General features: G+C 67.3%; 19 protein-coding genes. 10 read left to right on the forward strand and 9 right to left on the reverse strand.

Annotation, left to right across the window (positions count from 1 at the left end):
• Window positions 1-40 precede the first annotated feature (40 nt).
• From PAM7066_RS12320 to PAM7066_RS12330, 3 genes are read left to right on the forward strand one after another with little or no spacing between them, the layout of a single operon-like run.
• A complete protein-coding gene (locus PAM7066_RS12320; protein WP_085854519.1) occupies window positions 41-337 on the forward strand; it encodes a DUF1244 domain-containing protein in 297 nt (98 codons plus the stop codon).
• Window positions 337-930 carry a DUF5671 domain-containing protein gene (locus PAM7066_RS12325; protein WP_085854520.1) on the forward strand — a complete coding sequence of 198 codons (594 nt, stop codon included), beginning with the start codon at window positions 337-339 and terminating at the stop codon, window positions 928-930. The genes PAM7066_RS12320 and PAM7066_RS12325 overlap by 1 nt, the downstream gene beginning before the upstream one ends.
• Before the next feature lie 3 nt (window positions 931-933).
• Window positions 934-1179: a hypothetical protein gene (locus PAM7066_RS12330; RefSeq protein ID WP_085854521.1), complete on the forward strand. Its 246-nt coding sequence runs from the start codon at window positions 934-936 to the stop codon at window positions 1177-1179.
• 10 nt (window positions 1180-1189) lie between these two features.
• Here PAM7066_RS12330 and PAM7066_RS12335 read toward each other — a convergent pair whose 3' ends face one another.
• Both PAM7066_RS12335 and PAM7066_RS12340 read right to left on the reverse strand, forming a co-directional pair.
• Window positions 1190-2623, reverse strand: coding sequence for a DUF2252 domain-containing protein (locus PAM7066_RS12335; protein ID WP_085854522.1), 1434 nt, complete (start codon window positions 2621-2623; stop codon window positions 1190-1192).
• 54 nt (window positions 2624-2677) lie between these two features.
• Window positions 2678-3244 carry a DNA-3-methyladenine glycosylase I gene (locus tag PAM7066_RS12340; RefSeq protein ID WP_085854523.1) on the reverse strand — a complete coding sequence of 189 codons (567 nt, stop codon included), beginning with the start codon at window positions 3242-3244 and terminating at the stop codon, window positions 2678-2680.
• Window positions 3245-3330: 86 nt separating this feature from the next.
• On the opposite strand from PAM7066_RS12340, the gene PAM7066_RS12345 reads away from it, so the two are divergent.
• The 4 genes from PAM7066_RS12345 (at window position 3331) to PAM7066_RS12360 (ending at window position 7061) form a co-directional block, all read left to right on the forward strand.
• Window positions 3331-4164: an EAL domain-containing protein gene (locus PAM7066_RS12345; protein WP_085854524.1), complete on the forward strand. Its 834-nt coding sequence runs from the start codon at window positions 3331-3333 to the stop codon at window positions 4162-4164.
• A gap of 87 nt (window positions 4165-4251) precedes the next feature.
• On the forward strand, window positions 4252-5427 hold the full coding sequence (locus PAM7066_RS12350; protein WP_085854525.1) for an acetyl-CoA C-acetyltransferase: 1176 nt from the start codon (window positions 4252-4254) through the stop codon (window positions 5425-5427).
• 40 nt (window positions 5428-5467) lie between these two features.
• Window positions 5468-6319, forward strand: coding sequence for a patatin-like phospholipase family protein (locus tag PAM7066_RS12355; RefSeq protein ID WP_085854526.1), 852 nt, complete (start codon window positions 5468-5470; stop codon window positions 6317-6319).
• Window positions 6320-6338: 19 nt separating this feature from the next.
• The gene (locus PAM7066_RS12360) at window positions 6339-7061 is read left to right on the forward strand and encodes a beta-ketoacyl-ACP reductase (protein WP_085854527.1); all 723 of its coding nucleotides are present in this window, start codon (window positions 6339-6341) and stop codon (window positions 7059-7061) included.
• Window positions 7062-7121: 60 nt separating this feature from the next.
• Here the strand turns inward: PAM7066_RS12360 and PAM7066_RS12365 are convergent, their stop codons facing one another.
• The 3 genes from PAM7066_RS12365 to PAM7066_RS12375 all read right to left on the reverse strand — a co-directional run bounded on the left by PAM7066_RS12365 (window position 7122) and on the right by PAM7066_RS12375 (window position 8341).
• Window positions 7122-7286 carry a YdcH family protein gene (locus PAM7066_RS12365; RefSeq protein WP_085854528.1) on the reverse strand — a complete coding sequence of 55 codons (165 nt, stop codon included), beginning with the start codon at window positions 7284-7286 and terminating at the stop codon, window positions 7122-7124.
• 103 nt (window positions 7287-7389) lie between these two features.
• Window positions 7390-8148 carry a tRNA1(Val) (adenine(37)-N6)-methyltransferase gene (locus PAM7066_RS12370; protein ID WP_090928987.1) on the reverse strand — a complete coding sequence of 253 codons (759 nt, stop codon included), beginning with the start codon at window positions 8146-8148 and terminating at the stop codon, window positions 7390-7392.
• Window positions 8126-8341, reverse strand: a complete 216-nt coding sequence (locus PAM7066_RS12375) for a putative signal transducing protein (protein ID WP_085854530.1) — start codon at window positions 8339-8341, stop codon at window positions 8126-8128. The genes PAM7066_RS12370 and PAM7066_RS12375 overlap by 23 nt, the downstream gene beginning before the upstream one ends.
• Window positions 8342-8386: 45 nt before the next feature.
• On the opposite strand from PAM7066_RS12375, the gene PAM7066_RS12380 reads away from it, so the two are divergent.
• Complete coding sequence (locus tag PAM7066_RS12380) at window positions 8387-9373, forward strand: polyprenyl synthetase family protein (protein ID WP_085854531.1); 987 nt, start codon at window positions 8387-8389, stop codon at window positions 9371-9373.
• Between the two features lie 7 nt (window positions 9374-9380).
• Here the strand turns inward: PAM7066_RS12380 and PAM7066_RS12385 are convergent, their stop codons facing one another.
• From PAM7066_RS12385 to PAM7066_RS12395, 3 genes are all read right to left on the reverse strand, one after another.
• A complete protein-coding gene (locus tag PAM7066_RS12385) occupies window positions 9381-10208 on the reverse strand; it encodes a 4-(cytidine 5'-diphospho)-2-C-methyl-D-erythritol kinase (protein WP_085854532.1) in 828 nt (275 codons plus the stop codon).
• Complete coding sequence (locus PAM7066_RS12390; protein WP_085854533.1) at window positions 10198-11886, reverse strand: tetratricopeptide repeat protein; 1689 nt, start codon at window positions 11884-11886, stop codon at window positions 10198-10200. Before PAM7066_RS12390 ends, PAM7066_RS12385 begins: the two co-directional genes overlap by 11 nt.
• Before the next feature lie 91 nt (window positions 11887-11977).
• A complete protein-coding gene (locus PAM7066_RS12395) occupies window positions 11978-13630 on the reverse strand; it encodes an electron transfer flavoprotein-ubiquinone oxidoreductase (protein WP_085854534.1) in 1653 nt (550 codons plus the stop codon).
• Between the two features lie 200 nt (window positions 13631-13830).
• Here PAM7066_RS12395 and greA point away from each other — a divergent pair, with 200 nt between their 5' ends.
• Together greA and PAM7066_RS12405 are read left to right on the forward strand one after the other, a co-directional pair.
• Complete coding sequence (greA, locus tag PAM7066_RS12400; protein WP_085854535.1) at window positions 13831-14301, forward strand: transcription elongation factor GreA; 471 nt, start codon at window positions 13831-13833, stop codon at window positions 14299-14301.
• Window position 14302: 1 nt separating this feature from the next.
• Window positions 14303-15184, forward strand: coding sequence for a hypothetical protein (locus PAM7066_RS12405; RefSeq protein WP_085854536.1), 882 nt, complete (start codon window positions 14303-14305; stop codon window positions 15182-15184).
• A gap of 22 nt (window positions 15185-15206) precedes the next feature.
• Here the strand turns inward: PAM7066_RS12405 and PAM7066_RS12410 are convergent, their stop codons facing one another.
• A complete protein-coding gene (locus PAM7066_RS12410; RefSeq protein WP_245749676.1) occupies window positions 15207-17753 on the reverse strand; it encodes a TIGR02302 family protein in 2547 nt (848 codons plus the stop codon).
• Between the last annotated feature and the right edge of the window lie 51 nt (window positions 17754-17804).

Raw genomic sequence — 17804 nt, forward strand, 5'->3', positions numbered from 1 at the left:
GGCGCTGCACAGCTTTCGGGCAGACAACGGGAGAGAATCCATGGACGACGCCACCCGCACGGAACTGGAAGCCGCGGCGTTTCGCCGCCTGCGCGATCACCTGCAGACGCGCACCGACGTGCAGAACATCGACATGATGAACCTCGCCGGGTTCTGCCGGAACTGCCTGAGCCGATGGTATCAGGAGGCCGCCACCGAGCGTGGCCTCGAGATGGGCAAGGAGGACGCGCGCGAAGCGTTCTACGGGATGCCCTACGCGGAATGGCGCGACCGCTATCAGACCGAGGCCAGCGACGCCCAGAAGGCGACGTTCGACACGGCGTCGAAGGGCCACTGATGCGCGCGCGCTCTGACCTGGTGCGGTTCGTCCGCGACGCGCTGGCGGCGGGGCGGGGGCGTGACGAAATCCACCGCGCGATCCTAGGTGCCGGGTGGCGCGAGAAGGATGCCGACCGGGCGCTGGCCGCGTTCCATGCGGGGGATTTCGTGCCGCCGGTGCCGCGGCCGCAGGCCTTCGTCTCGGCCCGCGATGCGGTGATCTACGGGCTTGGCTTCTTCGCGCTCGGCGTCGTGGTGGTCTGCTTCGTCTCGCTTCTGTTCGACGCGGTGGAGGCACTGACCGATCCGATGTGGCGCGGCGGACTCGAGCAGCAGGCGTGGCGCGTGGCGGCGATCGTTGTCTTCGCGCCGCTCTTCGCCGCGACGGATTGGCGGGCGGACCGCGAAAGCCCGGTGCGCAAGATCTGCGCCTATGCCGCCTTGTTCTTCTCGGCACTGGTGATCCTGTTCACCCTGGTCAGCGTGATCGCGTTGGGCCTGTCGGGCGGGCTGACCCTGGCGCTGGGGGCGAAGGCGCTTGTCGTGGCGGGAACAGCCGGTGGCATCATGGCGTATTACCGTGGTGATTTCCGTGCAGACAGGGAGGGTTGAGAAATGCGGACGCCGTTCATGCTGGGGGTCGTTCTGTTACTATCGGCCTGTGTGCCGGCGCAGCCTCCGATGGAAGAACGGGTTGCGGCGGGGGTGCGCTATTACGGCATCGACGTGAGGCCGGAGGAACTGACCTTCGACCAGGCGGCGGCGATGAGCCTGACGCTCGACCAGGCCGGTCGTCACGGCTACCTCGACACGCGGCGCAGGCTGCGGGCGATCCTGCGCAATCCGGATTTCGCCGACTGACGCTGGCGACTCAGCGATACACCATGTCGATGCTGTCATAGGCGCCGAGTTCGAAGTCGTCGATGAACTCGCGGTGGTCGTGCTTGATGCGGTCGGCGGTCGCGACGGTGAAGCGCAGGATGTCCTGCTTGAACAGCTCGCGCGGTTCGCAGGCGGCCATGATCGAGGGTTCCACGTCGTAGTCGATCTGGCCGAGGTCGTCCGACAGCGCATGGGCCTGGGCAAGCGCCTCGCCGCAGACATGCGCGTAGGCGCGCCATGTCTTTTTCGAAAGCTCGTCCAGGTCGATGTCGTCGCGGAAAGGCGCGCGCTCGCGGCTCATGTAGCTGTCGCCGTCGATCTCGACGGCCCCGTAGAAGATGTCGCCGTGGGCCAGTTGCACTGCCTGGCCGTGGGCGATGCGCGCGCCCTGGCTGCCGGCGTGGAAGTCCGATGGCGGCGTCAGCCCCTCGAGCGCCGAGGTGCGGGCCCGCTTGAACTCGATGATGAGGTCGTCCGTCGCGTTCTTCGACGGCCCCTCGATCAGCACGTAGTAGCGCGGCAGCCCCAGTGACGCCGTGCCCTGCCCGTGACGCACGCAGACATCCTTGACCTTCAGTTCACCGGCTCGGTCGGGCGCGTCGATCCCGTTGGCCTTGGCAAGGTCGTCGACCGCCTTCTGGAATTTCTTCTTCTGCGTGGTGATCGGCTCGAGCTCGTCATCCGCCCTGAAGCCGCGGCCGTTGGGCTTGAGGTAATCCTCCCACAGCCAGTCCTTGCGCTCTTGCCAGGCATCCTCGAACAGCCGCTGCAGAACCTTGGGGGAGTTGTCCATCCGGAAGGCGTCGTTCTTCTCGACCTCGCTTTCGGCGAAGCGCTTCATGCCCGCCAGGTATCCATCCACGAAGGCGCACACGATCTTCCGGCGCTGTTTCCGGCTCAGGTCGCCTTCCTCTTGCGCGGCGATCCAGAAGCCGACGGCGCCGCGCTTGATGTCCCAGGTGAAGGGCGCATAGATCGCCTCGTCGAAATCGTTGACCGAGAAGATCGGCACGCCCTCGGCGTTCGGCATCACGCCGAAGTTCTCGGGATGCACGTCGCCGAGCGCGAGGACCGAGGGCATGTGCGCGTCGGTTCCCACCATGTCGCGATAGAACAGCAGCGCGGTGCCGCGGAAGAAGCTGTAGCGCGAGCCGGCAAGCTTCTTGAACTTGTCGCGGGTTCCCGAGGCCTTCTCCTCGATTCGCGTCTGGTGGTCCTCGCGCAGGGTCGAGCGGACGTGATGGCGCCGGGGAAGGCCGGTCAGGTACGAGGGCGGGAGGATCTGCTCGCCCTCGGCGATTCTCGTGGCGAGACTATGGAACGATTCGACGCGGCCCGACGATTTGACCACCGGTTGGGCGACGGTCTTGTCGGCGGTCTTCTTCGTGGCCGTGCCGTTTGTGCGCTTCTTCTGGGTCGCCATGCAGTCCCTCCGGGTGTTGGTGGGGAACGCCGCCCGTGCGAGCGCCGTTCCCACCTAGCCCATGCGCGCGACGGCGTCGTGGCGGATGCAGCCCGTCAGGTGGTCGTTGACCAGCCCGCAGGCCTCCATCCATGCATAGGTGATGGTCGGCCCGCAAAATCGGAATCCCCGCGCCTTCAATGCCTTGGCGAGGGCCGTCGAGGTCGGCGTGGCCGCGGGCATGTCGGCGGCCGTATGAAAGGCGTTCTGCACCGGCGCGCCGCCGACATGGCCCCAGGTGAAATCCGCAAAGTCTTCATCCATCTCGATAAAGGCACGTGCGTTGCCGATCGTTGCCTGAATCTTGCCACGATGTCGGACGATACCTTCATTGCGCAGAAGGCGCTCGACCTCGGCATCGCCCCATCCTGCGATCCGCTCGGGGTCGAATCCGTCGAAGGCTTCGCGGAACGCATCTCGCTTCTTGAGAATGGTGATCCATGATAGACCGGCCTGAAACCCATCGAGGATCAGTTTCTCCCATAGCGCGCGGGATTCGCGTTCGGGAACGCCCCATTCCGTATCGTGGTAGGCGACGTAGATCGGGTCGGTTCCGCACCAGGGACATCGTGTAGTCGTCATGCGTCCTCCGCCTGTCAAAATGGTTTTACCCGATGTTAGGGCGCGCGGAATAAGAACGTAAGGGGTACAGAGGGGATGGTGGGAATATGGCGTGGGATTTTGACGAGATCGAGGTTTCGGATCAGGCACCCGATCCGCTCAGCTATGCGGTGGCGGAACGTGACCGCCACGTCATCGCCTCGGTAGAGCGGGCGCTGGACACGGACAACGTCGTGCTCGCCTATCAGCCGGTCGTGGTGGCGGGCGGTGGCGCCAAGCCGGTCTTCTTCGAGGGGCTTCTGCGGGTTCTCGACCCTAGCGGCCGTGTCATTCCGGCGCGGGACTTCATCAATGAGGTCGAGGCTACCGAAACCGGGCGGCGCCTCGACGTGCTCGCCCTGAGATGCGGGATCGACGCCTTGATCCAGCGCCCCGAGCTGCGCCTGTCGGTCAACATGTCCGCCCGCTCGGTCGCCTATCCGCTCTGGATGAAGACGCTCGAGGATGGTCTCGCCGCGGATCCGTTCATCGCCGAACGCCTGATTCTCGAAATCACCGAAAGCACCGCGATCACCATGCCCAAACTGGTCAGCCGTTTCGTCGACGACCTGCAGATGCGCGGAATATGCGTGGCGATCGACGATTTCGGAACCGGCTACACCTCGATGCGCTACCTCAAGGACTTCTGCTGCGACATGATGAAGATCGATGGAGAGTTCTGCCGCGGGGTCGCCTCGCAACCCGACAACCGCGCGCTCGTCTCGGCCATGGTCGCGATCGCACGGCATTTCGACATGGTAACCGTCGCCGAATGTGTCGAGACGGCCGAGGATGCCCGTGTCCTGACCGAGATCGGCGTCGATTGCCTGCAAGGCTACCTGTTCGGGGCCCCGACGATCAACCCGAGCTTCGTTCCTTGCGCGGTGCCGCGCGCGGGATGAGTCTCCCGGTGGAATTCTGCCTCGCCGACCTTATACTCCTGCGGAACGCATGCATGCGAGAACAGATCACACCCCGGGGGGAACACCATGACTAACGTCGTCATCGCTTCTGCAGCCCGCACCGCCGTCGGAACCTTCAACGGCTCCTTCGCGGACACGCCGGCCCACGACCTGGGCGCTCACGTCCTGAAAGCTGTCGTCGAACGCGCTGGCGTCGATCCGTCGGAGGTGAGCGAGACCATCCTCGGACAGGTGCTCACCGCGGGCCAAGGCCAGAATCCTGCCCGCCAGGCGCATATAAACGCGGGCCTCCCGATCGAGGCCGCCGCATGGGGCATCAACCAGGTCTGCGGTTCGGGCCTCAGGGCCGTGGCCCTTGCCGCGCAGCACATCCAGTTGGGCGATGCCAAGATTGTCGCGGCCGGCGGGCAGGAAAACATGTCGATGGCCCCCCATGTGGCGAACCTGCGCAAGGGCCACAAGATGGGGGACCTCAAGTTCATCGACACGATGATCCGCGACGGTCTCTGGGATGCCTTCAACGGATATCACATGGGCCAGACCGCCGAGAACGTGGCCGAGCAATGGCAGATCAGCCGCGAAGAGCAGGACGCATTTGCGGTGAAGTCACAAAACAACGCCGAGAAGGCGCGTGCCGAGGGGAAATTCCAGGACGAGATCGTGCCCTACACGATCGCGACCCGGAAGGGCGACATCGTCGTCGATAGCGACGAGCACATCCGCGAGGGCGCGACGCCCGAGGGGATGTCCAAGCTCCGCGCCGTCTTCACCAAGGACGGCTCGGTCACGGCGGGCAATGCGAGCGGCATCAATGACGGTGCCGCCGTCGCCCTCCTGATGTCGGCCGACGAGGCCGAGGCGCGGGGTATCGAGCCCATGGCCCGCATCGTCAGCTACGCGACGGTCGGCCTCGACCCGTCGATCATGGGCACGGGCCCCATCGGCGCCAGCCGAAAGGCGCTGGAGAAGGCCGGCTGGAAGCCCGGCGACCTGGATCTCGTCGAAGCCAACGAGGCCTTTGCCGCTCAGGCCTGCGCGGTGAACAAGGAGATGGGCTGGGACCCCGAGGTCGTGAACGTCAACGGCGGCGCTATCGCCATCGGCCACCCGATCGGCGCGAGCGGTGCGCGGATCCTCAACACCCTCCTGTTCGAGATGACGCGCCGCGGCGCCAAGAAGGGGTTGGCCACGCTGTGCATCGGCGGTGGCATGGGCGTCGCCATGTGCCTCGAGCGTCCCTGACGGAGACAAGACCGCGCGGACCCTCGCGCGGTCGATCCCGATGTCCGATACCTTTTTCGATCAGATCGTCTTCTCGGGCGGCGGCACGCGCTGCATGTGGCAGGGCGGCTTCGTCGACGTCCTGCGGCAAGAGATCCCGCTTAGCCCGGAGCGGGTGACGGGGGTTTCGGGGGGTGCGTGCTCGGCCTGCGGTTTCGTTACCCATCGCGGCAGGCATGTGCGGGACATCTTCATCGAGAGCTTCCAGAAGCACGACCGCAACATTCCGCTGCACGAACCCTTCGACGGCAAGTACGGTTATACGCCGCACCAGCAGATCTATCGCGAAGTGATCAAGGCCTGCTTCGACGATCCGGAGGCGACCGACGATATCGCCAAGGGGCCGCAGCTCGAGATCCTCATCGGGCGACCGCCGGACGACCAATGGGCAAAGCTGACCGGAGCCGCGATGACGCTGCTCTACGAGGCCGACACTGCCGTGCGATCGAACCCGCATCTCAGGTGGCCCAAGGCCGCGGGTCTAAAGGGCGAGATGATCGACGCCCGCGCCGCGGCGCGCGACGGGCGGATCATCGACCTGATCTGCGCCGCGGCGACGATCCCGCCCGCCTTCGAGCCGCCGCTTTGGAACGGCGAGCCGGCCATCGACGCCGGGATGGTCGATCAGGCGCCGTTTCCGACCGGCGATTCAGGGCGCACCCTTGTGCTGCTGACAAAAGCGTTCAACGATATTCCAGAGGTCGATGGGAGGGTCTACGTCGCGCCGTCAGAGGAGGTGCCGGCCGACAAGATCGACTTCACCGATCCGCAAAAGATGCGGGACACGTGGGCGTTGGGCGAGGAGGACGCGCGCAGCTTTCTACGCGACATCGGCAACATCGCCCGGAAGTGACACAGAGGAGGAGACAGACATGGCACGTGTAGCGATCGTTACCGGAGGCAGTCGCGGCATCGGCGCGTCGATCTCTCGGGCGCTGAAGGAGGCCGGGCACGAGGTCGCCGCGACCTATGGCGGCAACGACGAGGCCGCCGGCGCCTTCACCGAGGAGACCGGGATTCGCACGTTCAAGTTCGACGTAGGGGATTACGAGGCCTGCAAGGCCGGCATCGCCGAGGTCGAGAACGCGCTCGGTCCCGTGGAGATCCTCGTCAACAATGCCGGGATCACGCGGGATGCGCCGTTCCACAAGATGACGCCCGACCAGTGGCGCGAGGTGATCGACACCAACCTGACGGGGGTCTTCAACATGACCCACAATGTCTGGGGCGGCATGCGCGATCGCGGATTCGGCCGGATCGTGAACATCAGCTCGATCAACGGCCAGAAGGGGCAGTTCGGGCAGGCGAACTATTCGGCCGCCAAGGCTGGCGATATCGGGCTTACCAAGGCCCTGGCGCAAGAGGGGGCGCGCAAGGGCATCACGGTGAACGTGGTCAGCCCCGGTTATATCGCGACCGACATGGTCATGGCCGTCCCCGAAAAGGTCCGCGAGCAGATCGTGGCGCAGATCCCCGTGGGCCGCTTGGGCGAGCCGGAGGAAATCGCGCGCTGCGTTGCCTTCCTCGCCTCGGACGACGCGGGCTTCATCACCGGCGCCACTCTGACGGCGAATGGCGGTCAGTACCTCGCCTGAGCCGAGAATCGAGAAGGCCGGCCCCGGGGCCGGCCTTTGCGGTTCAGTACGGGTGGCGGCTCAGTGCGTGAGCCGCTCGATCTGTTCCTTTAGTCGGAGCTTCTGACGCTTCTTCTGTTTCACCTCGGACTCGTCGCAGGATGGTCGGCGCTGCGCGGCCTCCACTTCCGCCGATAGCGCCTGGTGTTTCCTGCGCAGTTCCTGAACGTGAGAGCTTACAGACATCGTCACCTCCGTTGCTGTGAGACTCCAAAGATAAGCACTCTGTCGCCGGCTGTCATGGTTTCGTTGCAAATATTGCCACGGCCCCGCGAAGATTTGCCGAAAGTTATTCCCAAGCTGCTCCGGCCCTGAGCAAGGCCCTTGCTTCGGCGCTGAAATCGTCGCCATCCGCGGTATGGCGAGCGCCGGCGTGCAGAATCAGCGGCGCCTCCATCCGGGCAGGGGAACGGCCCCCCTTTGTGCCTTCGATCACGACGAGCACCGCCGGCCGCCCCTCTCGCGGCTGAACCGGGCGCAGGCGCAAGCTGCCGAGCGTCCCGTGCATCGCGGCCAGCAGGTCGGGCAGGCGGTCTGATTTCTGGATCACGCTCATCACGCCGCGGGGTTCGAGCCGCCGCGCACCGGCGGCGATCCAGTCGGCCAGCGCCACGCCCTCGCCGAATGCCGTTTCGCGAGGGGTATCGGGCGAGGGGGTGCCGGTGCGGCGGTCGAAATAAGGGGGGTTCGCGATGACCCGGTCGAACCGCCGCGCCCTGAGCGCCGGCGGCATGCGCCCCACATCGCCCTCGTGTATCGTCGCGGCGATGCCGTTGCGCCCCGCATTCACGCGGGCGAGGGCGGCATAGGCTGGCTGCACCTCGAGCCCGTGCAGGTCGAGCTCCGCGATTCGGGTCCCCAGGCACAGCATCGCCGCCCCCGCGCCGCAGCCCAGATCCAGAACGCTCTGCCCGGGCCGGGCCTCCACACTCGCGGCCAGAAGAACGGGGTCCACCCCGGCACGGTAGCCGTGGCGGAACTGGCCGAGGATCAGCTGCCCGCCGAGGAAGGCGTCGTGCGTCGTGCTATCGTCCGAAGTCGACATCATTGTCGCGCAGAACGGCGGTTGCGAGGAAATGGTCGCGGTTCGCGACCATCAGGCGCCGTGGCAGGATGCCGAGGGATCCCTCGATCATGCTCGTATGGACGTCGAACTCGAACACCTCTATCCCCTCGCCCGAAAGAAGGGCTTTGGCAAAGGCGATCGTCGCGGGATCGTTTGAGCGGAGGAGTTCCTTCATGGGGTCGAGGTAAACCCGACTGCCGCCCGGCGAAAGAGGCAAGACATGGATGTACAAGCGAAACCGCACGAGCAGCTGGCCGATGCCCTCTCGGTTCCGCTGGCCCAGGTTGACGCGCTGATCCGCGAGCGGATGGCCTCGGAGCACGCGCCGCGCATCCCCGAAGTCACGCAGCACCTCGTCAGCGCGGGCGGGAAGCGGATCCGCCCGATGCTGACGCTCGCCTCGGCGCGTCTGCTGGGATATCCGGGGCCCTACGACGTGCACCTCGCCGCGACGGTCGAGTTCATCCATACCGCGACGCTGCTGCATGACGACGTGGTCGACGAATCGAGCCAGCGACGCGGGCGCCCGACGGCGAACCTGCTGTGGGACAACAAGTCGAGCGTGCTGGTCGGCGACTACCTCTTCGCGCGGTCGTTCCAGCTGATGGTCGAGACAGGCTCGATGCGGGTGCTCGACATCCTGGCCAATGCATCGGCCACCATTGCCGAAGGCGAGGTCCTGCAGCTGACCGCGATGAGCGATCTCAGCACGAGCGAGGAGACGTACCTGAAGATCGTGCGCGGCAAGACGGCGGCGCTGTTCTCGGCCGCGACCGAGGCCGGGGGCGTGATCGCCGATGCCTCCGAGGATCAGATCCGCGCGCTGCATGTCTATGGCGACGCGCTCGGGATCGCGTTCCAGATGGCCGATGACGTGATCGACTGGATGGCCGAGACCGGCAAGGGCGTGGGCGACGACTTCCGCGAGCGCAAGATGACCCTGCCCGTGATCCGCGCGGTGGCCGCGGCGCAGGGCGGCGACGACCGGGCGTTCTGGGCCCGCACCATCGGCAAGGGCCGCCAGGAAGAGGGCGACCTGGACCGCGCGCATCAGCTGCTGGTCGAGACCGGGGCGCTGCACTCGACGCGGGAGACGGCGCTCGGGTGGTCCGGGACCGCCCAGGAGGCGCTGCGCGCCCTGCCGGAGAACCCGCTGCGCCACATGCTGCACGAGCTGGCGGATTTCGTTGTGGCGCGGCTGCGCTAAGCTGGCCTCAGCGCCGGATGGCCGAGGTCTCGACCCACCAGTCGGGGTGCTGCGAAAGGATCGCGTCGGCAGCGGCGCGGGCCTCGGGCTCGGTCGCGTAGAGGCCGAAGCAGGTCGCCCCCGATCCCGACATGCGCGCCAGAAGGCAATTCTCCGTCTCGGCAATCCGCGCGAGCGTGACGCCCACCGCGGGTTCGAGTTCTCGCGCCGGACCCTCCAGATCGTTGCGGGTCCGCGCTAGCCAATCCGCGAAGGCGGGCGCGTCCGGCCAGTCCACGGGATCGGGCAGTGGCGCGTTGTTCTTGACCTTGGTCGCGGCATAGACGCGGCCGGTCGGGACGTGGCGCCCGGCATTGACGAGGACGAGGCACGCCGAGGGCAGGTCGGGTAGGGGAGAGAGCTCTTCGCCGATCCCGCGCATCCGCGCCGGCTGCCCGGCAAGGCAGACCGGCAGGTCGGCCCCGATGGGCAGCACATCGTCAGGTATCGCCCGCCCGTCGAGGAGGTTCAGCGCCTGCAAGGTCGCGGCCGCATCGGCCGAGCCGCCGCCGAGGCCCGCGGCGATCGGCAGGCGCTTTGTCAGGGTCAGCCGAGCTGGCGGCCCCTCGGTCAGCCGCGCTGCCTGCAACACCAGGTTCGACGGGTCCGGAGCGAGGCCGGCCGCGAAGGGTCCGTCCACCGTCAGCTGCCAGTCGTCCGCGGCCTCTGCACTGACGGTGTCGCCGACATCGGCGAAGACGACGAGCGAATCGAGCAGGTGGTAGCCGTCCGGTCGCTGCCCGGTGACATGAAGCGCCAAGTTGATTTTGGCAGGCGCAAAGGCCTCAGCCGCCATTTGCCATCATGAGCGGCGGCTCGCCTTCCTCGTCGAGCACCCGGTCGAGGCCGACTTCGATCTTGCGACGGACGCGCTCGGGGTCGACGTCCTCGGTGTCCTCGTCCATGAAGCTGAGGGCGCGTTGCCACTGGAAGCGCGCTTCGAGCTTGCGACCGACCGCCCAGAGCACGTCGCCCAGATGGTCGTTCACGACCGGATCGACGGGCATCAGCTCGACCGCGCGCTCCATGGGATCGACGGCTTCCTCGTACCGCCCCGCGCGATAGAGACCCCAGCCCAGGCTGTCGACGATGGCGCCGGAATTGGGCGCCGCGGCGACCGCGCGCTCGATCATGTCCAGCGCCTCTTCCAGATCGTCGCCCCGCTCGAGCATCGAGTAACCGAGATAGTTCAGCACCTGCGGCTGGTCTGGATTGAGCTCGAGCGCCGTCTCGAAATCGGCCTTGGCCGCCTCCCAGTCGTCGAGGCGCTCGGCGGTGATGGCGCGGGCGAAATAGACGATCCACTCGCCAGACTGGGCCTCGTCCAGTAGCGCGATTGCCTCGTCGTAGGCGGCGCGCGCCTCTTCGTAGCGCCCATCCTCGCGCAGCGCGTCGCCCAGCGTGATGTGGACGAGGGGCTGGTCGTCGTATTGTGCTGCAAGCTCCTGCATCACCTCGACGCCCGCGTCCGACTGCCCCTCGGCACGCAGCGCTTCGGCGCGGCCAAGCTCGGCGGTGAAGAAGGCGGGATCGTCGGCGGGCACGTTGCCGTAGGTCGAGATGGCGAGGCCGTGTTGCCCCATCTCTTCGAACAGAAGCGCCGACAGCAGCGTCGCGTGGGTATGGCTCGGACGCAGGAACTCGGCCATGCGGGAATAGAGCAGCGCGTAGCTCGAGGCGGTCTCGCCCACCACGGTGTTGGCGATGTCGAAGGCAAGTTCGGCCATGCCCGCGCGGGCGTCGGGCGCGACGGTGAACTCCACCGGCTCGCCGTCGGCCAGGGCGTCGAACGTGGCGCTGAGCGTGGCGTCGAGGGCGGACCCGGCCTCGTCCTGGAGAAGGGCGCGGGCCTCGTCGGCGCGGCCGACCTGCGAAAGGATCTGAGCCTCGGCCATCAACCCGCGCCGGGTCAGGCGGATGCCGTCATTCGTCTCGAGAACCTCGGCGGCTTCCTCGAACCGGTCGAGCGAGGCGAGGGCGAGAGCCTTGTGGTAGATGCCGAACGCCTCGACCCCCTGCTCGCCGGAGACCTCGTCGAACGCGGCGAGCGCGTCTTCGGTCCGATCGAGGCCCATCAGCGACCATGCACGCGCCAGGCCGTCGAAGAGCGGCCCGACCGTGAGCCCTTCGTCGAGCGCGTCGAGGATGCCCTGCCAATCCTCGTTCCCCGCCCGGGCACTCAGAACGGCAAGGGCGGCGATCTGGCTGCTGCCGCCGTTCTCGACCAGGCGCTCGGCCACCGTCGCGGCGCGGTCGAAGTCCAGCAGCGACATCTGCGCGCCGGCCAGCGATTCCATCAGCGCGAGGTTGTCGCCATCCCGCGTCAGCGCTTGCGAGAGATAGCGTTCGGCGGCCGAGAAATCGTCGGCCAACTGCGCGGAGCGGCCGGCGAGATAGGCCCCCGCGTCCGGCTCGGCGACGCCGGGCAAGGCCAGGCCGGCCAGACCGGCGGCAAGAATGGCTGTGCGGAACATGCGGGATCCTTCTGCGCTCGTTACCCCGCAGAGTAGAGCCCGCGCCCCCGAAGGGCAATCGCGGCGCCCCGTTCAAGACGCCGCAGATCGCTCACATGTTCGGGTAGTTGGGCCCGTCGCCGCCCTGGGGCGTGGTCCAGACGATGTTCTGCGTCGGATCCTTGATGTCGCAGGTCTTGCAGTGGACGCAGTTCTGGAAGTTGATGACGAAGCGGTCCTTGCCCGTGCTTTCGTCCTTCACGAACTCGTAGACTCCGGCCGGGCAGTAGCGCTGCGACAGGCCCGCGTATTTCGGCAGGTTCACCTGCACGGGGATGTCGGGATCCTTCAACTTCAGGTGCGACGGCTGGCTTTCCTCGTGATTGGTGTTCGCGAAGGACACATTCGTCAGTCGGTCGAAGCTGAGCTTTCCGTCCGGCTTGGGATACTCGATCACCTTGTGCTTCGCGGCCTCCTCGGTCGCCTGCGCGTCGGTCTTGCCATGCTTGAGCGTGCCGAACAGTGAGAACCCGAAGCGGTTGGTCCACATGTCGAATCCACCGAGCGCCAGCGACGCGTTCAGGCCATACTTGGACCAGATGGGCTTCACGTTGCGCACGGGCTTCAGGTCCTTGCCGATCGGTCCGTCGCGCACGTCGCGGTCGTATTCCTCCAGCACGTCGCGGCTGCGCCCGGACTCGATCGCGCTGTGCGCCGCCTCGGCCGCCGACTTGCCCGAGAGCATGGCGTTGTGATTGCCCTTGATGCGGGGGACGTTGACCATTCCCGCCGCGCAACCCAGCAGCGCGCCGCCCGGGAAGGCGGTCTTCGGCAGCGACTGCCAGCCGCCCTCGGTGATCGCGCGGGCGCCGTAGCTGACGCGCTTGCCCCCTTCGAGCAGGTCCTTGACGTAAGGATGGTGCTTGAACTGCTGGAACGACAGGTAGGGGTTCACGTGCGGGTTGGCGTAGCCCAGGTGCACGACGAAGCCGACATAGACCTGGTTGTTGTCGAGGTGGTAGATGAACGATCCGCCGCCCGCGTTCGACCCCAGCGGCCAGCCCATCGTGTGGACCACCCGGCCGGGGGAGTGCTTCGCGGGGTCGATCTCCCACAGCTCCTTCATGCCCAGGCCGAATTTCTGGACGTCCGATGCCTTGTCGAGGGCGAAGCGTTCGATCACCTGCTTCGACAGCGACCCGCGCACGCCTTCGCCGAGGAAGACATACTTGCCGTGCAGTTCCATGCCCGGTTCGTATCCCGGCCCTTCGGTGCCGTCGGCGTTGCGGCCGAACTCGCCCGCGACGACGCCTTTCACGTTGCCGTCCTCGTCGAAGATCAGCTCGGAACAGGCCATGCCGGGAAAGATTTCGACCCCCAGTTCTTCCGCCTGTTCTGCGAGCCAGCGGCACACGTTCCCCATCGAGACGATGTAGTTGCCGTGGTTGTTCATCATCGGCGGCATCAACTTGGTCGGGACCGAGACCTTGCCGCCTTCACCCAGGTAGAAGAACTTGTCTTCCTTCACCGGCACGTTCAGCGGCGCGCCCTTGTCCTTCCAGTCCGGGATCAGCGCATTCAGCCCCACCGGGTCCAGCACGGCGCCCGACAGGATATGTGCCCCGACCTCGGATCCCTTCTCCAGCACGACGACCTCGCGCGCGGGGTCGAGCTGCTTCAGGCGGATCGCTGCCGACAGCCCGGCGGGGCCGGCGCCGACGATCACCACGTCGTATTCCATCGCTTCGCGGGTCGTGTCGGTCATGGGGGCTCCTCCGATTGCCGTGGGGCGTCTGAGTGAATATCTGCGGTTCTCGTGCGGAATCAATTGCGACACGGCGTTACGGCGCAAGATGCGGCCTCGAGGCAGCGGGTGCTTTCGCCTCTGGAACGGCTGTGTCAGGATGCACCGAAGATCGTAAACCGACGCGCGCTTTGCGCGTGTCGTAGCTCCATTGGGGAAACATGGAAAAGATACCGCTGACCCGCAACGGACAGGCCGCGTTGAACGCAGAGCTGAAGCGCCTGAAGTCCAGGGATCGCCCCGAGATCATCCAGGCAATCGCCGAAGCGCGTGCGCATGGCGATCTGTCCGAGAACGCCGAGTACCATTCGGCCAAGGAAAAGCAGTCCTTCATCGAGGGCCGCATCAAGGAGATCGAGGGAATCCTCGCCCGGGCCGACGTGATCGACACGTCGAAGCTGTCCGGCCCGATCAAGTTCGGCGCCACGATCAAGATCGTGGACGAGGATACCGACGAGGAAAAGACCTACCAGATCGTCGGCGAGCCCGAGGCCGATCTCGAGAGCGGAAAGCTCAACATGAAGTCGCCCCTCGCCCGGTCGCTGATCGGCAAGGAAGAGGGCGACAGCGTCGAGGTCCGCACCCCCGGCGGCGAGAAATCCTACGAGATCCTCTCGGTCAGCTATACCTGACATGCGCATCGAGGACGATGGCGCCGAGGCGGCGCAGAGGGGCCAGCTTCTCGCGTGGGGTGCCACGATCGCGTGGCTGGCGATCTCGGCGCTTGTCCTGTTCGGCTTCACCGGCGGAGAGGCCGATCTCGATCCGCTGCGGGTGCTGATGGTGCCGGTGGCGGTTCTCGGACCCATCGCGCTGATCTGGCTGGCGACGATCCTGGCGCGCCGGCTCGACGCGTTGACACGCGCGGTTGCGAACGGGCAGGCCGCGCCGGATCTCGCGGCGCTGGAGAAGAAGCTGGACGCCGTGCTGGCGACGCGGCCGCGCGCGCAGGTGGCGATGCCGGCCCCGCAGCAACCCGCCCGCGCGGCGGCACCCCAACAGCGGGCGCTCGCGCTCGAACCGGCTGAAAAATCCCCCGAGCCGGAGCTGACGGTCGACGAGCTGATCATCGCCCTGCATTTCCCGCAAGATGCTCACGACCAGGTCGGTTTTCGAGCGCTACGCCGCGCGCTTCGCGACCGCCAGAGCAAGGTCGTGGTGACCGCCGCGCAGGATCTCCTCACGCTTCTCAGCCAGGAGGGGCTCTACATGGACGACCTGACGGTCGAGCCGGCCCGGCCGGAACTGTGGCGACGATTCGCCCATGGCGAGCGCGGGGCCCCGGTGGGTGCGGTGGGCGGCGTGCGCGACGACGACATGATCGCGCTCGTGACCCAGAGGCTGCGGGCGGACACCATCTTCCGCGACGTGGCGCTGCATTTCCTGCGGGTGTTCGACCAGCTTCTAGCGAAGCTCGAGCCGCACCTGAGCGATAGCGAAATCGTGGAACTCGCCGATACCCGGACGGCCCGCAGCTTCATGCTGGTCGGCCGCGCGATGGGGACATTCGACTGACTCGAGGGGCGGCAGGGCGGTTCTAGAACCGCTCCAGCAACCGCCGCAGGTAGTCGAGCTCGCGCTCGGGACGCTGCTGCTCGCCCGAGCGGCGGCGGATTTCGCCCAGCAGCTCTTCGGCGCGGCGGCGCACGTCCTCTTGCCCCAGAAGCTGCTCGTCCGAGCCCGTCTGGCCACCCTCGCCCGCCTGCCGGCCCAGAGGGTCGCGGTTCTGACCGCCGGGCTGGCCCTGCGCCTGGTTCTGACCCTGGCCCTGCTGCTGTTCCTGCGCGAGCGCCTCGCCAAGGCTGCGCATCCCTTCGCGCAGGGCCTCCATCGCATCGGCCTGCCGGTCGAGCGCGCCGGGCGTGTCGCCCTGGCGCAGGGCCTCTTCGGCACCTTCCATGGCCCTGTCGGCGCGGCCCAGCGACTCGCGCGCCGCCTCGCCCTCTTCGGTGCCCGCGCCGGGCAGGTTGCCGCGCTGCCGGTTCAGTTCCTGCCGCAGGGCCTGCTGCCGGTCGGCGAGGCTCTGTTCGCCGCCCGGCCCCCCCTGCTGCGTGCCTTGGCCCTGGCCGGGTTGCTGGCCTTGGCCGGGTTGCTGGCCCTCACCGGGCTGCTGCCCCTGCTGACCTTGCTGGCCCTGCTGCCCTTGCTGGCCCTGCTGACCCTCCTGCATCCCGCGGAAACTGTCGTCCGACAGCTCCTGCTGGTCGCGCAGAGTCTCCTGCAGGCCGTCCATCGCCTGCTGGCCCTCGCCTTGCTGACCCTGCTGCCCTTGCGTGACACGCATGTTCTCGAGCATCCGGTTCAGCTGCTCCATCAGGCGCTGGGCCTCGGCCATGCGGCCTTCCTCCATCAGGCGCTGGATCTCGTCCATCATCTCCTGCAGCTGGTCGCCCGTCATCTCCTGCATCTCGCCTTGGGCCTGCTGCTGGTCGCCCTGCTCCTGCCCCTCGCGGGCGAGCTGTTCGATGTAGTCGTTCATCGCCTCGCGCATTTCCTGCATCAGCTCGGCGATTTCGGCCGCGTCGGCGCCGTTCTCCATCGCTTCGGACAAGCGCTCCTGCGCGCGCTGCAACCGTTCGCGAGCGTCGTTCAGGTCGCCGAACTCGATCTCCTGCGCGATTGCCCAAAGTTCGGCGGCGATCTCGTCCTGCCGCTCTGCGGTCAGCGGTGTCATGTCGAGCCCCGCCTCGAGCCGCCGGATCGCGACGCGCAGGCGCAGGTACAGCGTCTCGGACGGGAAGATCCCCTGCGGCTGCCACGAGACCGCGCGCAGGACGTCGCCAACGCGCCGGGCATTGTCGCGGGACCATAGCAGGTCACGGCGCTGTTCGACGACGGCCTGCGCCAGCGGGTCGAAGAAACGCTGGCCGGCAAGATCCATCTCGTAGGGGTCCGAGGCGCCGGTTTGAGCGCGCTCGTCCTCGACTTCATAGGTGATGGTGACGGGCAGGTTGGCCCAGGGGTGTTCCGAGAACGTCTCGACCAGGGTGCCGGTGAACTCGGCCCGGTCACCGGAAATCGGCAGCGGCAGGTCGACCACGATGGGATCGCGGGGGTCGGGCTCGGTGGCAAGGCCGTAACGGCGGTCCATCCGGTCCATGTCGAGCGCGATCCGCGCCTGGCCCGTCACGACGCCGAAATCGTCGCTCGCGGCGAAAGCCTGGCGGAACTCGCCGCCCGAGGCGCGCTCCGGGTCGCCGGTGACTTCGACCGCGGGCGCGGCATCGGGGCTCATGGCAATCTGCCAGTCGCGGCCGCCGGGGCCGTCCACCTCGATCTCGCCCGATCGCGTGACCTGGAAGCTGTGCTGTGGCGCGCTCGCGGGGTCGGGTGTCGTGGTGCCCGAGACGGTTTCGGTCAGCGTCAGATCGCCAACCTCGCCGTAGAGGCGCAGGGTGACCTGGCTGCCTTCCGGGACGTCGACGGGATGGGCGGGAAGGTCCGCGAGGTAGAGCGAGGGAAGGCCTGTATACGCGGGCGGCTCGATCCAGCCCTCCCACGACGGGCCGCCGGCCGCGGCCTGTCCGCCGCCTGGCGCGATCTGCGTGACCGACCCGACCTGCCAGAACGAGCCGAACAGCACCGCCATGGCGAAGGCCAGAAGGCCGGCGTAGCGCAGGGCGAAGGGGTCGCGGGCGGCGATGCGCAGGTCGGGGCGCGCGGGACGGGCGGCGCGGATGCGCTCGGCCATGCGGGTGACGTGGGCCTCCCACAGGGCGCGCGAGGCGGGGTCGTTGCCGCCGATCGCCATCTCGTCGGACAGCGCGGCGATCGGGCGGCCGGGCATCGTGGCGTCGAGTCGGGCGAGCGCCTCGGCCTCGGACGGCCAGCGGAACCGACGGATTCCGTACCACAGCGCCCAGAGCGTGCCCACGATCACCCCGAGGGACAGCATCCACGCCACCTCGAGCGGCAGCACGTCCTGCAGGCCCATCATCAGCACCGCGAGCGCGGCGAGGCAGATCGTCCAGAGCGGCCAGAACGCATGACTGGCCCGTTCCGCGACCATGCCGGTGCGGGTCAGGATCAGCGGTCTGCGCAAGCCCTTGCGAGCCGCGTCAGGAAGGGGGTGTCTCGGGGTCATGGACCTCCGGGGGTCGTCCCGTTCAGCCGGCCCGATGCGGTGGATTCCGCG

This window comes from Palleronia marisminoris (genome assembly GCF_900172315.1).
Classification (GTDB): Bacteria; Pseudomonadota; Alphaproteobacteria; order Rhodobacterales; family Rhodobacteraceae; genus Palleronia; species Palleronia marisminoris.

Bases quoted from the DNA above. Each gene is read 5' to 3' on its own strand.
- PAM7066_RS12320 (WP_085854519.1), top strand. From the start codon at position 41: ATGGACGACGCCACCCGCACGGAACTGGAAGCCGCGGCGTTTCGCCGC.
- PAM7066_RS12325 (WP_085854520.1), top strand. From the start codon at position 337: ATGCGCGCGCGCTCTGACCTGGTGCGGTTCGTCCGCGACGCGCTGGCG.
- PAM7066_RS12330 (WP_085854521.1), top strand. From the start codon at position 934: ATGCGGACGCCGTTCATGCTGGGGGTCGTTCTGTTACTATCGGCCTGT.
- PAM7066_RS12335 (WP_085854522.1), bottom strand. From the start codon at position 2,623: ATGGCGACCCAGAAGAAGCGCACAAACGGCACGGCCACGAAGAAGACC.
- PAM7066_RS12340 (WP_085854523.1), bottom strand. From the start codon at position 3,244: ATGACGACTACACGATGTCCCTGGTGCGGAACCGACCCGATCTACGTC.
- PAM7066_RS12345 (WP_085854524.1), top strand. From the start codon at position 3,331: ATGGCGTGGGATTTTGACGAGATCGAGGTTTCGGATCAGGCACCCGAT.
- PAM7066_RS12350 (WP_085854525.1), top strand. From the start codon at position 4,252: ATGACTAACGTCGTCATCGCTTCTGCAGCCCGCACCGCCGTCGGAACC.
- PAM7066_RS12355 (WP_085854526.1), top strand. From the start codon at position 5,468: ATGTCCGATACCTTTTTCGATCAGATCGTCTTCTCGGGCGGCGGCACG.
- PAM7066_RS12360 (WP_085854527.1), top strand. From the start codon at position 6,339: ATGGCACGTGTAGCGATCGTTACCGGAGGCAGTCGCGGCATCGGCGCG.
- PAM7066_RS12365 (WP_085854528.1), bottom strand. From the start codon at position 7,286: ATGTCTGTAAGCTCTCACGTTCAGGAACTGCGCAGGAAACACCAGGCG.
- PAM7066_RS12370 (WP_090928987.1), bottom strand. From the start codon at position 8,148: ATGATGTCGACTTCGGACGATAGCACGACGCACGACGCCTTCCTCGGC.
- PAM7066_RS12375 (WP_085854530.1), bottom strand. From the start codon at position 8,341: ATGAAGGAACTCCTCCGCTCAAACGATCCCGCGACGATCGCCTTTGCC.
- PAM7066_RS12380 (WP_085854531.1), top strand. From the start codon at position 8,387: ATGGATGTACAAGCGAAACCGCACGAGCAGCTGGCCGATGCCCTCTCG.
- PAM7066_RS12385 (WP_085854532.1), bottom strand. From the start codon at position 10,208: ATGGCGGCTGAGGCCTTTGCGCCTGCCAAAATCAACTTGGCGCTTCAT.
- PAM7066_RS12390 (WP_085854533.1), bottom strand. From the start codon at position 11,886: ATGTTCCGCACAGCCATTCTTGCCGCCGGTCTGGCCGGCCTGGCCTTG.
- PAM7066_RS12395 (WP_085854534.1), bottom strand. From the start codon at position 13,630: ATGACCGACACGACCCGCGAAGCGATGGAATACGACGTGGTGATCGTC.
- greA (WP_085854535.1), top strand. From the start codon at position 13,831: ATGGAAAAGATACCGCTGACCCGCAACGGACAGGCCGCGTTGAACGCA.
- PAM7066_RS12405 (WP_085854536.1), top strand. From the start codon at position 14,303: ATGCGCATCGAGGACGATGGCGCCGAGGCGGCGCAGAGGGGCCAGCTT.
- PAM7066_RS12410 (WP_245749676.1), bottom strand. From the start codon at position 17,753: ATGACCCCGAGACACCCCCTTCCTGACGCGGCTCGCAAGGGCTTGCGC.